Consider the following 14975-nt stretch of genomic DNA (forward strand, 5'->3'; position numbering starts at 1 on the left):
CAAGCTGGCAGCGCCCCCGTCATGGATGTCAGGCGGTTCTACGTGCGCGCGGCCGGTGCTGGCCACGAGGTGGCGCGCTCAACCCTGCGGCGCGTCAGCCTCGTACGGGACGTTGGCCAGCGCGATGAACTGCGCCACGTCCAGCTGCTCGGCGCGGGCATCGCTGCGCACGCCAGCCGCTTCGAACTGCTCGGGCGTGCACACATTCTGCAGGGCATTGCGCAGGGTCTTGCGGCGCTGCCCGAAGGCGGCCTTGACCACGTGGGCGAAGCGCTTGCGGTCCAGGATGCCGACCGTGGCCGGATCCCGCGGGACCAGCCGCACCACCGCCGAATCGACCTTCGGCGGCGGACGGAACGCGCCCGGTGGCACCACGAACAGCGAGGTGACCTTGCAGAACGCCTGCAGCATCACGCTCAGCCGGCCATACACCTTGCTGCCCGGATCGGCGGCCATGCGGTCGACCACTTCCTTCTGCAGCATGAAGTGCATGTCGGTGATCACCGCCGCGTGGTCCAGCGCATGGAACAGGATCGGCGAGGAGATGTTGTAGGGGAGGTTGCCGACCAGGCGGATCGGGCTGCCCGCGGCCAGCTCGGTGAAGTCCACCTGCAGCACGTCGCGGTGGATGATGGTCATCTCGCCCAGCGGTTCGGCGGCGGCGGCCAGCGGGCCGACCAGATCCCGATCGAACTCGATCACGGTCAGCTTCGGGTGGCGGCGCAGCAGCGGCAGGGTGATCGCGCCCTGGCCCGGGCCGATCTCGACCAGGCGGTCGCCGTCTTTCGGGCTGACCGCCAGCACGATCTTGTCGATGTAGCTGCGGTCGGCGAGGAAGTGCTGGCCGAGCTGCTTCTTGGCGGGGCCGGAGAAACCGGGCGCGCCGGAGGAGGAATACGAAGAAGTCATGACACCAGTGTACGTTGGCGCGCCAGCCGGGCACACAGCGCGGTGGCAGCGAGGAGGCTGGAAGGGTCGGCCACGCCGCGGCCGGCCAGATCCAGGGCGGTGCCATGGTCGACCGCGACGCGCGGGTAGGGCAGGCCCAGGGTGATGTTGACGGCCTGCTCGAAGCCGCTGTACTTGAGCACCGGCAGGCCCTGGTCGTGGTACATCGCCAGCACCGTGTCGAACCCGGCCAGCTTGGCCGGCAGGAAGGCGGTGTCGGCCGGCAGCGGGCCAACCAGGTCCATGCCCCGGGTGCGCAGGCGCTCCAGCAGGGGGATGATCAGGTCGAGCTCTTCGCGGCCCAGGTGGCCGTCTTCGCCAGCGTGCGGGTTCAGCCCGAGCACGGCGATGCGCGGCGAGGCCAGGCCGAAATCGCGCTGCAGGGCGTCGTGGACGATCTGCAGGGTCAGCGCCAGCCCGTCAGGGGTGATCGCATCGGCCACGGCGCGCAAGGGCAGGTGGGTGGTGGCCAGGGCGACCCGGACAATGTCATTGGCGAGCATCATCACCACCGGGGTGCGGGCCTGGTCGGCCAGCAGTTCGGTCGTGCCGCTGTAGGCGATGCCGCCCTCGTTGATGACCGCCTTGTGCACCGGGCCGGTGACCACGCCGGCCAGTTCACCGGTCAGGCAGGCCTGCCCAGCCTGTCGCAGCGCGCCGATCACCGCCCCGGCGTTGGCTGGATCCGGCGTGCCGAAACGGGATGGCACCGCATTGGGCACCACGCGCAACGGCAGATCGCCCGGCTGGCGGGCGATGGTGTCTTCAGGCAGGAGCTGCAGCGGCAGCGACAGCGCAGCGGCGGCAGCGTGCAGCGTGTCCGGGTCGGCGAAGGCCAGCAGCCGGCAATCGGTGCGCGGCTGCTGGATCAGACGGAGGCAGAGCTCCGGGCCGATCCCCGCCGGCTCGCCCGGTACCAGCGCGAGCTGCGGGAGCATGAATCAGGACTGCGGCGGCGTGGTCGCCGCGGCACCCGGGGCATAACCGCGCATATCCACGTAGGCTTCGCCACGCAGTTCCTGCAGGAAGCGGTTGTACTCTTCCTCCAGCTTGCGGCGGCCGATCGTTTCACGGATCTGGGCGCGCTGGTTGTCGGTGGTGGCATCGGTCTGGCGCGTGGCGACGCGCTGGACGATGTGCCAGCCGGCATCGGTACGGAACGGCTGGCTCACGCCGCCGTCGGTGATGCCTTCAACCTGCTTGCCGAAGTCCGGGCCGAAGGCATCGGCCGGGAACCAGCCCAGATCGCCGCCCTGGCCCTTGCTGTTGTTGTCTTCCGAGGATTCCTTGGCCACTGCATCGAACTCGGCGCCGCCGGCGATGCGGGCACGCAGGGTGTCGATCTTGGCCTTGGCCGCGGCATTGTCCTGCTGGTCGGTGATGCGGACCAGGATATGACGGGCGTGGTACTCGGTGATGGTGTGACCGCCGTCAGCGGCCGCGCTGGCATCACGCACCTCGACCAGCTTCAGCAGCTGGAAACCACTGGGGCCACGCAGCGGGCCGACCACGTCGCCGGACTTCATCTCTTTCATCATCTGCGCGAAGGCATTCGGGATTTCATCCAGCGAACGCCAGCCCAGGTCGCCGCCTTCCAGCGCGTTGGGACTGTCCGAATAACGGACGGCGGCCGCGTTGAAGTCGAGCTCGCCCTTGTCCAGCAGCGCCTTGACGCCATCGGCCTTCTTCTGGCCGGTGGTGATCTGCTCGGCGGTGGCGCCTTCCGGCAGGCCGATCAGGATGTGGGCCAGGTGATACTGGGTGCCCACGGTGGCCTGCTGCTTGAGCGCGCCATCCACTTCGCCTTCGCTGACGGTGATGCGGCTCTGCGCGAAGCTCTGGCGCAGGCGCTGGACGGTGATCTCGTCACGCACCGAATTGCGGAAATCGTTGAAATCCAGGCCATCGCTGGCCAGACGCTGGCGCAGGGCATCCAGGGTGGAACCGTTCTGCTGGGCGATGGCGTTGATGGCCTGGTTCAGTTCCTGATCGCTGACCTTGATGCCGCTGCTCTCGGCACGCGCCACCTGCAGCTTCACCAGTACCAGACGCTCGAGCACCTGGCGGCTGAGCACGTCATCAGGCGGCAGCTGGTTTTCACGACCGGCGTACTGGGCCTTGATGTTCTGGACGGCGCGGTCCAGTTCGCTCTGCAGCACGACGTCCTCATCGACGATCGCCGCGATGCGGTCCAGCGGCTGACTCTGCTGGGCCAGCACCTGCAACGGGGCCGTCGCGGAGGAGACCGCCAGCAGGGAGGCGAGGAGTACGGGAAGGGTCTTGGTCATGGGATCTGATTCGGATCGTAGTCGTCGCGGGCTGCACCGGTGTTGCTGGGCGGCACCAGATAGAGGTCGTCTCGGTAGTACCCGAGAATAGCACGGCGCAAGGTGCGGTCCGTGTTCTGGCCGATGGAGCTCAGGCCCTTGAGCACGAACTCGATCTGGAAGGAGTTGTTCAGTTCACCCTCGCGATTGCGCACGTAGCGGCGGGCGATGGCGCGAACGGCCAGACAGCAGCTGTCCCACTGCACGCCACCGATGATTTCCAGCGGGGCGCGGTCCTGGATGGAGTAGTAATAGCGTCCGACCAGGCTCCAGCGCTCGTTCAGCGGGTAGAGGAAGGACAGGTCGGCCTGCTCCAGCAGCGTCCGGTCGCGGCGGGTCGCCGTGGTCGAGGCCTGTGGATTCAAGCGGCTGCGGTAGGTCAGGTTGACGATGCCGTCGTTGGACATGAGGTAGCGCGCGCGTACGCTGGCCAGATCCTCACGCTTGTACTTGGGATCCCACTGATAGGTGGCACCCAAGGTCCAGCGGTCGTTGATCATGTAGTTCGTATCGGCGATCCAGGCCGACTTGCCCTGCTCGACCGGCGTTTCACTGCTGTTGAGCGTGACCCGGGAATCATCGAAGTACAGGATCTGGCCGATGCTGCCCGAGAAGCGCTCCTTGCCGGTGTCCTGGTCGATGAAGCGGGTGCTCACCGCCATGGTCAGCTGGTTGGCGTCGTTCTGGCGATCGGCGCCGGAGTAGCGCGAGTCGCGGAACAGCTGGCCCCAGCTGAAGGTGAAGTCACGCGTATCGAACACCGGCAGGTCGCTCTGGTCGCGGTAGGGCGTACGCAGATAGAACAGGCGCGGTTCCAGCGTGTGCAGGAAGCGCGTGTCGCCGATGGTGGTTTCCCGATCGAAGAACAGGCCCGCGTCGATGGTGCCGATCGGCAGGCTGCGGCTCGGCGAGGTGTTGCCGCGCAATTGGTCGGGGGTCGCGGTAGCCGGGTCGATGCCGGCGGCGATCAGATTCTGCCGACGGATGTCATCGGCCAACCCGCGTTCCAAATCGTACCCGGTGTAGCGGTAGGCCAGGGTCGGGGTGACGTACCAGGCCGCGCCGCTGAACGGCATCGAGACATACGGTTTCACATCCAGTCGCGAGCCGCCGTCCATGCTGCGTGACACACCGGTGCGCTCGTATTCCTGGTCCGCGCCGAACTTCTCGTGCACGTCCAGGTGCGTGAAGTTCACCGCTTCGGCATACACGCCGGTTTCCAGCCACGGCAGCAGCGGCTTGTCCCAGTTGACGAACAGGCGCGGCTGGCGCGCGTACGGCAGGGACGCTTCGGTCAGGGTGTAATCGGTGAGCTGCCAATAGTCGGCCATCAGGCCGCCGGTCCAGTTCTCACCGGTGCCGTAGATGCCGATCTGGCTCTGCAGGTTGGAGGTGGTCACGCCGAGCAGCCGGTTGGAGAAATCCTCCAGATAGCGCTCGTCGCTGACCCAGGCCAGGCTCGCACGGGCCTGCCAGTTGGCGTTGATGTTGTGGTACCCGCTGAACTCCACGCGGCCGCGATCCTTGTCGCGCAGCTTGTCGTTGGGCAGGTAGGCGGTCAGCAGCTCGCCGCGGCCGCCGTCGTAGAGATAGCGGAATTCGTTGTCGAGCATGAAACCGCGCTTGCTCATGTAGCGCGGCATCAGGGTGTCGTCGAAGTTCGGCGCCAGGTTCAGATAGATCGGCTGGGTGTAGTCGAAGCCGTTGCGGCCGGACAGCCCCACCTGCGGGTAAAGCAGGCCGGTCTGGCGGCGGTCATCGATCGGGAACTTGAAGTAAGGCGCCCACAGCACCGGAACCTTGCCGATGCGCAGCACGGCATTGCGCGCGGTACCGAAGCCGGCGTCGTTATCGACCTCGATCTGCGGTGCCGAGAGCTTCCACACCGGCTGCGAGGGATCGCAGGTGGTGTAGGTGGAGCGGTGCATCTGGCCCACCGCGCCCTGCAGATCGATCGACTCGGCGCCACCGTTGCCCCGGCGGGACACCAGTTGGTACTGGATGTCGGAGATTTTGTGGGTGTCGCTTTCCTGATTGCCTTCGGCGCGCTTGGCCTTCATCCGGATCGAGGAGTCCTGATAGCGGACGTTGCCCTCGGCGATGTAGTTGCCGCTTTCGGTGTCGAAGCTCAGGTTGTCGGTGCCCAGGAACTGGTCGCCGCGCTTGAGCGCGACATTGCCCTGGTAGTTGGGTACCACGGAGGTACCGGTCAGTTGGTCGCCTTCGATGTCCGTCGGCTGCTGGTCACGCGTCGCGGCCGCGGCTTTGTCAGCCTTGGGCGCATCGTCGAACACGGGCAGCACGTCGGTCACCGGGCACAGGCCCCAGTTCACCGGCTTGTCGTCGGCCAGGGCCGGCAGGCAGATGGCGATACTGAGGGGGAGGGGCAGCAGGCGGAGGGCTCGGCGCACGCGGTATCGGATTCGGGCGAAAACGGATCGTAGCTTGCCCCATCCCTTGCATAGGGGCAATGAAGGTCCCGCCCACGCAGGGGGCCGGGTTCATTCCAAGGCCCGGTCCGCGCGGTTCAGCGCAGCTGGCCGACGTGGGCCACGCTGCACTCGGCCAAGGCCTGCAGGTCGTATCCGCCCTCGAGCATCGACACGATCCGCCCGGCGCCGTGGCGGCGGGCGAGCCCGCGCAGCTCGGCGGTGATCCAGGCGAAATCCTCGGTTTCCAGCATCAGGTCGGCCTGCGGGTCGCGCATGTGCGCATCGAAGCCGGCCGAGATCAGCAGCAGCTGCGGGCGGAAATCATCGATGGCGGGCAGCATTTCGTCGGCCCAGGTGTTGCGGAAGCGGAAGCCGCCACTGCCCGGGGGCAGCAGGATGTTCATCAGATTGCCGGCCCCGCGGTCGCGGCGGAGGCCGGAATTGGGGAACAGACCGGCCTGGTGGGTGCTGTAGTAGGCCACCCCGGGATCGGCGACGAAGATGTCCTGGGTGCCGTTGCCGTGGTGCACGTCGAAATCGACGATGGCGATCCGCTCCAGTCCATAGCGGTCGCGGGCGTAGGCCGCGGCGATGGCGATGTTGTTGAACAGGCAGAAGCCCATCGCCGTGTTGGCGCTGGCATGGTGGCCCGGCGGGCGCACCGCGCAGAACGCGACCGGGTCCTGGCCGAGCATCACCGCATCGACCGCCGCCACGCCGGCACCGGCCGCATGCAGGGCCGCACTGGCCGAGCCGGGCGAGGTCATGGTGTCCATGTCGATCAGGCGCAGCGGCTCGGTCTGCGGCTTGAGGACCAGGTCGATCAGTTCGCTGTCATGGACCCGGGCCAGCTCGCCGAGCTTGGCCGGCGGCGCCTCCCGCCAGTCCAGCTGGTCCGGATAGGCTGTCTTGAGCGCATCGAGCACTCCCTGCAGGCGCGCCGGGCATTCGGGGTGGCCGCGGCCGGGATCGTGTTGCAGACAGGCGGGGTGGGTGAAAACCAGCATGCGGGCAGGATATCCGGGTGGGGCGGCAGGGCCGCTCAGGCGTGGCGGCGCTCGTGGCGCCAGAGCACCTCGCCGTGGCCGTCGGCGCGGGCCAGCACGCGCGCGAGCACGAACAGCAGGTCCGACAGGCGGTTGAGGTAGTGCAGTGCTTCCGGGCGGACCGTCTCGCGGCGCGCCAGCGTGACCGTCTCGCGCTCGGCGCGGCGCACGATGGTGCGGGCCAGATGGCAGCGCGCCGCCGCTTCGCCACCGGCCGGCAGGATGAACTCCTTCAACACCGGCAGATCGGCGTTGTAGTGGTCCAACTGCAGCTCCAGCGCCTCGATGTCGGCGGCGTGGATGGCGGCATGGCCGGGGATGCACAGCTCGCCGCCCAGATCGAACAGCTGGTGCTGGATCACCGTCAGCAGCGCGCGGATGTCGTCGGGCAGCGGTGCCGCGAGCAGCACCCCGAGCGCCGAGTTGGCCTCATCTACGGTGCCGTAGGCGGCGACGCGGGCGTCGTCCTTGGCCACGCGGCTGCCATCGCCCAGCCCGGTACTGCCATCGTCACCGGTGCGCGTATAGATACGGGAAAGGCGGTTACCCATCGGCGAGCCCGGCCGCGCTCAGTGCAGCACGTCGCGGCGCGCCTGCAGCAGCTTGCCGACCTGTTCGGTCGCCAGCTGCAGGGCGGCGGCCAGGCCGACGTAGACCGCGGCGGTGCGCAGGTAGGGCAGGAACCAGTCGCTGTAGTTCTTCGCCCAGCCACCGAGGGTGGGGGCGGCCACGCTGTCACTGGTCCAGTAGAAGCCGCCCTGGGCGAACAGATGACAGACCGCCACCGCCGCGACCAGCAACAGCGCGCCCTTGCCCAGCGCGGCCCAGTGGGCGCCGTGATAGCCGCCGCGCAGCAGCATGCCACCGCCCCACATCGCGAAGTACGCCGGCAGCAGCATCCAGTAGCCCGGCGAGACGCAGTAGTGCTGCCAGAAATCCAGGCCGCTGCGGCGGATCACGATCCAGTCGACCACTACCGCCAGCGCCATCAGCAGCGGGAACGCCCAGCGGGTCCACTGGCGCAGGTAGAAGCCGCCGATGAAGAACACCGCCCAGGAGGCATCCGGAATCGCCGCGAAATGGTTGACCCGCGTGGCCGCCATCAACAGCACGAGCACGGACAGGACAAAGGCGCGTTGGGCAGTGGAGGTCATGGCGGTGACGGGTGAGGGCAGGCATTCATTCTAGCGCCTGCTGCGGCAGGCCGCCGCACGCCGCCGGAACGGACGAACCCTTATCATGGCGGGCATGAGTGAACGACATGATGTAGTGATCGTAGGTGGCGGGCTGGTCGGTGCCAGCCTGGCCATCGCCCTGGACCGTGCCGGCCGCGATGTCGGCCTGGTCGAGGCGTCGCCGCCGGGCACGCTGCCGGCGGTCTTCGACCAGCGCAACCTCAGCTTTGCTGCGGCCACCGTCAACGCGCTGACCGCGCTGGGCGTGATGCAGAAGCTGGCCGCTGCGCCGGGCGCGATCACCCGTATCCATGTCAGCCGTGCCGGCGATTTCGGCCGGGTGCAGATGGAGGCCGCGCAGTACCAGCGCCCGTGGTTCGGCCAGGTGGTCGTGGCCCGCGATTTTGGCCAGGCGCTGGAGGCGCGGCTGGAGACGCTGACCCGCCTGACCCGCTATCGTCCGGCCCGGTTCGTGCGCCTGGGCGCCACGGTGGACGGGTACCGCGAGGTGTTCATTGCCGATGACCGAGGTGAGCGCTGCCTGTTGGCCCGCCTGGTCGTGGGTGCCGATGGGACCCGCAGTGGCGTGCGCGACGCGCTGGGCATCGGCGTGGACGAACACGATTTCCAACAGACCCTGTTCGTGTCGCGGGTGCGTGCCGCACGTGCGCCGGATGGCACCGCGTACGAGCGCTTCACCGACAGCGGCCCGACCGCGTTGCTGCCGCGTGGCGACCGTCACTTCGGTGCGGTGCACGGCGTTGCCCGCGAGCAGGCCGAGGCGGTGATGGCGCTGGACGATGCGGCGTGGGTGAGCCGCCTGCAGGGTGCGATCGGCTGGCGTGCCGGCCGGTTGCTGGAGAGCGGGCCGCGCAGCGCATATCCGTTGATCCAGGTGCTGTCGCGCGCGTTGGTCGGCGAGCGTGCCGTCCTGCTTGGCAATGCCGCGCAGACCATCCATCCGCTGGGCGCACAGGGCTTCAACCTGGGCCTGCGCGATGCGCTGACCCTGGCCGAACTGGTCGCCGAGGCCGACGATGCCGGCAGCGATGCACTGCTGCGCGAACACGTGGCACGACGTCAGGAAGACCGCGAGCAGACCATCGCCTTCTCCGGCGGGCTGGCACGCCTGACCAGCAACCCGGCACCGCTGATGCGGCCGCTGCGTTCGCTCGGGTTGCTGGCGGCACAGGCCACGCCGATGCAGTCGATGCTGGTCGGTGGCGCGATGGGCTTCCGCGGCCAGGTGCCGGCGCTGTGCCGCGGAGCGGGCCTGTGAGCCGGCGTCCGCAGGACGTGGTGGTGGTCGGTGGCGGTGTGGTCGGCGCGGCCTGTGCCTTGGCCTTGGCCGATGCCGGGTTGTCGGTGACGTTGGTGGAAGGCCGCGAGCCCGCCGCCTGGCAACCGCAGCAACCGGATCTGCGCGTGTATGCGTTCGCGCCGGACAACGCCCAGCTGCTGGCCGCGCTCGGCGTGTGGCCGGCGGTGACCGCCGCGCGTGCCTGTGCCTACCGCCGCATGCGGGTCTGGGATGCGGCCGGCGGCGGCGAACTGCGCTTCGACGCCGATACGCTCGGCCGCGAACAACTGGGCTGGATCGTCGAGAACGATCTGCTGGTGGACCGCCTGTGGGCGGCGCTGCCGGGGGCCGGCGTGCAGCTGTGCTGCCCGGCGCGGGTGGAAGCACTCGAGCAGGACGCCAACGGGGTGCGCCTGCGCCTGGACGACGGCCGTCGGCTCGACGCCTCGCTCGCGGTCGCCGCCGACGGGGCCGAATCCACCCTGCGCCGTCTGGCCGGGCTGGAGGTGACCCGCCAGGATTACGGCCAGCGTGGCGTGGTTGCCTACGTGGATACCGAAAAAAACAATGAAGCCACCGCGTGGCAGCGCTTCCTGGTGACCGGCCCGCTGGCGGTCCTGCCGATCAGCGCGCAGCGCAGTTCGATCGTGTGGACGCTGCCCGAGGCCGAGGCCGGGCGCGTGCTGGCACTCGACGAGGCCGCCTTCGGCCGTGAGCTCACCCATGCCTTTGCCGGGCGGCTGGGGGCGATGACCCTGGCCTCCAAGCGCGCGGCCTTCCCGCTGCGCCGCCAGTTGGCGACCGGCTACGTCGCCGGCCGCGTGCTCGCGCTCGGTGATGCGGCGCATGTGGTGCATCCGTTGGCCGGGCAGGGTGTCAATCTCGGCCTGCGCGATGTCGCCGCGCTGCGGACGATGGTGCTGGCGGCACAGCAGCGCCGCCAGGAGTGGATGTCACCGCACCGCCTGCAGCGCTGGGCACGCGAACGCCGCAGTGAGAACACCGTCGCTGCGTACAGCTTCGATGCGATCAACACGGTGTTCTCCAATGATGAGATGCACCTGACCCTGGCGCGCGGTCGCGCGCTGGGCTGCGCCGGCAAGCTGCCGCCGCTGGTATCGATGTTCTGGAAGCGCGCGGCGGGGGGGTGAGCGGCGCGCTCAGTCGATCAGCCAGCCGGCCAGATCGGCGCGGTCCAGCGTGCCGCGCCGCTTCACGTCCAGCGCGTTGAATTCATCGGCCAGCGTCGGGTTGGCCTGCGCCTCGGCGCGGCTGATGAAGCCGTCGCCGTCGACATCCAGCGCCGCGAACGCGATGCGGTACTGTCCCACCACGCTCACCGGCTGCACCGAACGCACCGTCACCGCGGCTTCGCCGGCCGGTGCGGCCAGCGTCACCTGATGGGTCACCTCACCCTGCGAGAGCGGCTGCGCGCGCACGCTGGCCGGCACCTCGCGCAGCGGTTCGCTGACAGCTGGCGATGGGGTGTGGACCTGGGCCAGCGCGAGCGTGGGCAGCAGGGACACCAGGGACAGCAGCAGGGTGAGGCGGGATCGGCGTCGCATGGAAACTCCGTACATGACGTGGGGCGCCGGGTACCCGGCGCGTGCTTCGATCATTGTCGCGCGTTGCGCGGCCAGCCGGGCATGGCCCGGCGCTACCGGTGATGCGCCTGGGTCAGCGCAGCGGCGAAGCCAGCACCGTGATTTCTTCGCGGTCGTGATACAGCTGCTTGGCGCGCAGGTGCAGCGGTTTGCCGGCCTGTTCCTGGAACAGCTCCAGACACAGGCGGGTTTCATCCCAGCGCTTTTTCATCGGCAGCTTGAGGTTGAAGATCGCGTGCTTGCACCAGCCCTCGCGGAACCAGGTGGCCATGCGCTCGGCCACGCGGCGCGGCTGTTCGACCATGTCGCAGACCATCCAGTCCAGCGGGGTCTCCGGCTGCCAGTGGAAGCCGTCGGCGCGCAGGTGCTCCACCAGGCCGGTCTCCAGCACGTGCTCGCGCAACGGGCCGTTGTCCACGCTGATCACCTTCACGTGCTGGCGGGTCAACACCCACGTCCAGCCACCCGGTGCAGCGCCCAGATCGGCCGCGCGCATGCCCGGCTTGACCAGCAGCTCGCGCTCGTCCGGCGTCATCAGGGTGAGCAGGGCTTCATCCAGCTTCAGCGCCGAGCGCGAAGGCGCATCGGGCAGCAGCTTCAGGCGCGGGATGCCCAGCGGCCACGGCGCGCTGTCGCGGGTATCGGCCACGCACACAAACGCATGACGACCATCGACGAACACGATGTGCAGGCGCGGCAGGCCGGGGTTCGGCTTGTCGGTCAGCAGGCCGGCCTTGCGCAGCGCCGGGCGCAGTGCGTTGCCGAACGCGCGGGCCAGCCCAGCCAGCGGCTTGCCTTCGTCCGAGTCCGGATGCTCGACCCACATGTCGCCGAAGCGTTGCTGCCCCTGAAGCGCGGCAATGATCGGGGTGATGCGGTCGGCGGTATCGAGCTGCGGCAGCTCGGCCAGCACCTGCAGTTTCTGCCGGGCGAAGATCAGCGAACGCCAGGACAAGGCCTTGGACAGCGCCGCGCCCTCCTCGGTGACGAACACCACGTAGCCGTCATTGCGCTGGGTACGCGCATAGCCGGCCACGTTGGCATACGCCGCCCGCTCGGAGAGCTCGGCGGCCAGTTCCGGTTCAAAGCCCTGGCGGCACAGACACAGCAGGCCGCTCATCGCATCGCGCCTGAAGCGCGGATATCAGTAATGGGCACCGTTGATCTCTCCGTACTGGCGCAGGACCGCGCGCGCGGCGTCGCGCTCGATGTCGCGCACGACCTCGATGCCACGTTTGTTGAGTTCGCCGATCCAGTCCGCCGGCAGCGGACCCTCGTCGAACGGGGTGAGTTCTTCCACGTCCTGTGCGCTGGCACCGATCAGCAGCCGATCGATACCGGCCCAGATGGTGGCGCCGTAGCACTGGCAGCACGGCTGGGAGGAGGTCGCCAGGGTGATCGGCGACAGCACATCGTTCAGGCGCGGGGTCTGCAGGCGCTGCTGGGCCAGCATGTAGGCCATGTTCTCGGCATGCGCCAGCGAGGTCGTATGCGGGACCACGCGGTTCACGCCGGCGGCGATCACACGATGGTCCGGCCCAAACACCACGGCGCCGAAGGGGCCACCGGTCTGCGCCTCGACATTCAGGCGCGACAGTTCGATCGCCAGCGCGACCTTGTCGGCATCCTCGGGATAGACACGGCCCAGATCGATCTGGTCGTGGATCCAGGCGGGCAGGGTGAGATGGACTTGCGCGTACAGCATCGGGACATGAACCTCTTCAAAGATGGAGCAGCGGCAGTGTATCGGGCCGCGCGTAGGGACGCCGTGCCCGCGCTGAACGCGGCCACGCGCACGCCGGCGCAGGGCTGCGCCGGTCGCAGGGGAGCTGGAGCGCAGGCCCTGCCATGGCAGGGTCGCGCAGGTGACATCAGGCGGCCGGTGCCCGGCACCGGCCACAGCCAGCTTACGCCGACCAGGTATCGCGCAGGGTCACGCTGCGGTTGAACACCGGCGTGGCTGCGGTGTGATCGCGGCGATCGGCGACGAAATAGCCGGTCCGCTCGAACTGGAACGACTGTTCCGGCGCAGCGGTGGCCGCGGCCGGTTCGACATAGCCGGTTACGGTGCGGCGCGAGTCCGGGTTGAGGTAATCGCGGTAGGTCTTGCCCTCGGACTCATCGTCCGGGTTGGCCACCGAGAACAGGCGGTCGTACAGGCGGATCTCGGCCGGTACCGCGTGCACGGCGCTGACCCAATGGATGGTGCCCTTGACCTTGCGGTTGGCGCCTTCCATGCCCGGGCGCGATTCCGGGTCCAGCCAGCCACGCAGCTCGGTGATGGTGCCCTCGGCGTCCTTGATGACCTCATCGCAGCGGATGATGCCGGCCCCGCGCAGGCGCACTTCGCCGCCCGGCACCAGGCGCTTCCAGCCCTTGGGCGGGATCTCGGCGAAGTCCTCGCGTTCGATCCACAGTTCGCGTGCGAACGGCACCTCGCGGGTCCCGAACGCCTCGTCCTTGGGGTGATTGGAGAAAGTCAGGGTTTCTTCGTGACCGTCGGGCAGGTTGGTCAGCACCAGCTTGACCGGATCCACCACCGCCATGCGGCGCGCTGCGGCACTGTCGAGGTCTTCGCGCAGCGCGCCTTCGAGCACGCTGAAATCGATCAGCGAGTTCTGCTTGCTGATGCCCACGCGCTCGGCGAACAGGCGCATCGCGGCCGGGGTATAGCCACGACGACGCAGGCCCTGCAGGGTCGGCATGCGCGGATCTTCCCAGCCGTCCACCAGCTGCTCGGTGACCAGCGCCATCAGCTTGCGCTTGCTCATCACCGTGTAGTTGATGTTCAACCGCGAGAATTCGATCTGGCGCGGCTTGGCGGCTTCACGCGGCAGGCCGCGATCGACCAGCGGCTGGGTCAGCGCATCGTGGTGGGCGAAATCGACGTTGTCCACGCACCAGTCGTACAGCGGGCGGTGGTCTTCGAACTCCAGCGTGCACAGCGAATGGGTGATGCCTTCGATGGAATCGCCCAGCGCATGCGCGAAGTCGTACATCGGGTAGATCGGCCACGCAGTGCCGGTGTTCTGGTGTTCGACGTGCTTGATCCGGTACAGCGCCGGGTCGCGCAGGTTGATGTTGCCGCTGGCCATGTCGATCTTGGCGCGCAGGGTACGTGCACCATCCGGGAACTCGCCCGCGCGCATGCGGCGGAACAGATCCAGGTTTTCTTCGACGCTGCGCTCGCGGAACGGCGACGGGCGGCCCGGCTCGGTCAGGGTGCCGCGGTAGGCGCGCACTTCCTCGGCCGACAGGTCGCACACATAGGCCTTGCCATCGGTGATCAGCTTCTGCGCGGCCAGGTAATAGGCATCGAAGTAATCCGAGGCATGGCGCAGCTCGTTCCACTCAAAGCCCAGCCAGCGCACATCGTCCTGGATCGCGGCCACGTACTCCGGATCTTCCTTGGCCGGGTTGGTGTCGTCGAAGCGCAGGTTGCACACGCCGTTGAACTCAACGGCGATGCCGAAGTTCAGGCAGATCGACTTGGCGTGGCCGATATGCAGGTAGCCGTTGGGCTCGGGCGGGAAGCGCGTCTTGATCGCGGCATGCTTGCCGGCGGCCAGGTCCTCGCGGACGATCTGACGGATGAAATCCCGTTTTTCCTGGGTTTCCGGAAGGGCGTCGGTGGAGGCGGCGGTAGACTCGGACATGATGCGCGGTCGCAGTTAAAAGGCAGAAAGACCAACAGTTTAGCCTGTCGGGGGACGCGCCACCGCATTCGCGCTGTCGCCCCACGTTTTGCTGCGCAAACCGCGGGCCCCTTCTCACCATCACCCAGACCCCCGCGCCTTCGGCGCCGCCCCCTGACTCAGGGGGCTCCCCTCCAGACGCATTCGGTAGTGCCGACCGTTGGTCGGCACGCGTGGACGCGCCACCGCATTCGCGCTGTCGCCCCACGTTTTGCTGCGCAAACCGCGGGCCCCTTCTCACCATCACCCAGACCCCCGCGCCTTCGGCGCCGCCCCCTGACTCAGGGGGCTCCCCTCCAGACGCATTCGGTAGTGCCGACCGTTGGTCGGCACGCGTGGACGCGCCACCGCATTCGCGCTGTCGCCCCACGTTTTGCTGCGCAAACCGCGGGCCCCTTCTCACCATCACCCAGACCCCCGCGCCTTCGGCGCCGCCCCCTGACTCAGG

The 14975-nt window shown here is 68.4% G+C and carries 13 protein-coding genes; 2 read left to right on the forward strand and 11 right to left on the reverse strand.

Annotation, left to right across the window (positions count from 1 at the left end):
• Positions 1-78 precede the first annotated feature (78 nt).
• The 7 genes from rsmA to ABE571_RS11305 all read right to left on the reverse strand — a co-directional run bounded on the left by rsmA (position 79) and on the right by ABE571_RS11305 (position 7907).
• Entirely contained in the window at positions 79-909 is an 831-nt protein-coding gene (gene rsmA / locus ABE571_RS11275) for a 16S rRNA (adenine(1518)-N(6)/adenine(1519)-N(6))-dimethyltransferase RsmA (protein ID WP_152154483.1), read from the reverse strand.
• A complete protein-coding gene (gene pdxA, locus ABE571_RS11280) occupies positions 906-1886 on the reverse strand; it encodes a 4-hydroxythreonine-4-phosphate dehydrogenase PdxA (protein ID WP_346493722.1) in 981 nt (326 codons plus the stop codon). The genes rsmA and pdxA overlap by 4 nt, the downstream gene beginning before the upstream one ends.
• Before the next feature lie 3 nt (positions 1887-1889).
• Positions 1890-3236 (reverse strand): peptidylprolyl isomerase, encoded by a 1347-nt coding sequence (locus ABE571_RS11285; protein ID WP_313210120.1) that lies wholly within the window; start codon positions 3234-3236, stop codon positions 1890-1892.
• Positions 3233-5686, reverse strand: a complete 2454-nt coding sequence (lptD, locus tag ABE571_RS11290) for an LPS-assembly protein LptD (RefSeq protein WP_313219955.1) — start codon at positions 5684-5686, stop codon at positions 3233-3235. Before lptD ends, ABE571_RS11285 begins: the two co-directional genes overlap by 4 nt.
• A gap of 116 nt (positions 5687-5802) precedes the next feature.
• On the reverse strand, positions 5803-6714 hold the full coding sequence (locus ABE571_RS11295) for a histone deacetylase family protein (protein WP_346462824.1): 912 nt from the start codon (positions 6712-6714) through the stop codon (positions 5803-5805).
• Positions 6715-6749: 35 nt separating this feature from the next.
• Positions 6750-7304, reverse strand: a complete 555-nt coding sequence (locus tag ABE571_RS11300) for a cob(I)yrinic acid a,c-diamide adenosyltransferase (protein ID WP_313210114.1) — start codon at positions 7302-7304, stop codon at positions 6750-6752.
• A gap of 18 nt (positions 7305-7322) precedes the next feature.
• Entirely contained in the window at positions 7323-7907 is a 585-nt protein-coding gene (locus ABE571_RS11305) for a hypothetical protein (RefSeq protein WP_313210112.1), read from the reverse strand.
• A 94-nt stretch (positions 7908-8001) separates the two neighbouring features.
• On the opposite strand from ABE571_RS11305, the gene ubiH reads away from it, so the two are divergent.
• Positions 8002-9207, forward strand: coding sequence for a 2-octaprenyl-6-methoxyphenyl hydroxylase (gene ubiH, locus ABE571_RS11310; protein WP_313219953.1), 1206 nt, complete (start codon positions 8002-8004; stop codon positions 9205-9207).
• On the forward strand, positions 9204-10379 hold the full coding sequence (locus ABE571_RS11315; protein WP_313210108.1) for a UbiH/UbiF family hydroxylase: 1176 nt from the start codon (positions 9204-9206) through the stop codon (positions 10377-10379). Before ubiH ends, ABE571_RS11315 begins: the two co-directional genes overlap by 4 nt.
• Before the next feature lie 9 nt (positions 10380-10388).
• Here the strand turns inward: ABE571_RS11315 and ABE571_RS11320 are convergent, their stop codons facing one another.
• The 4 genes from ABE571_RS11320 to ABE571_RS11335 all read right to left on the reverse strand — a co-directional run bounded on the left by ABE571_RS11320 (position 10389) and on the right by ABE571_RS11335 (position 14488).
• Positions 10389-10793, reverse strand: a complete 405-nt coding sequence (locus ABE571_RS11320) for an EF-hand domain-containing protein (RefSeq protein WP_313219951.1) — start codon at positions 10791-10793, stop codon at positions 10389-10391.
• A gap of 112 nt (positions 10794-10905) precedes the next feature.
• Positions 10906-11952 carry a 23S rRNA (cytidine(2498)-2'-O)-methyltransferase RlmM gene (gene rlmM, locus ABE571_RS11325; protein ID WP_346493723.1) on the reverse strand — a complete coding sequence of 349 codons (1047 nt, stop codon included), beginning with the start codon at positions 11950-11952 and terminating at the stop codon, positions 10906-10908.
• A gap of 24 nt (positions 11953-11976) precedes the next feature.
• Positions 11977-12537, reverse strand: coding sequence for a nucleoside deaminase (locus tag ABE571_RS11330; protein ID WP_123728403.1), 561 nt, complete (start codon positions 12535-12537; stop codon positions 11977-11979).
• Between the two features lie 202 nt (positions 12538-12739).
• Positions 12740-14488 (reverse strand): glutamine--tRNA ligase/YqeY domain fusion protein, encoded by a 1749-nt coding sequence (locus ABE571_RS11335; RefSeq protein WP_346493724.1) that lies wholly within the window; start codon positions 14486-14488, stop codon positions 12740-12742.
• Between the last annotated feature and the right edge of the window lie 487 nt (positions 14489-14975).

Source organism: Stenotrophomonas sp. TWI273 (genome assembly GCF_039674765.1).
Classification (GTDB): Bacteria; Pseudomonadota; Gammaproteobacteria; order Xanthomonadales; family Xanthomonadaceae; genus Stenotrophomonas.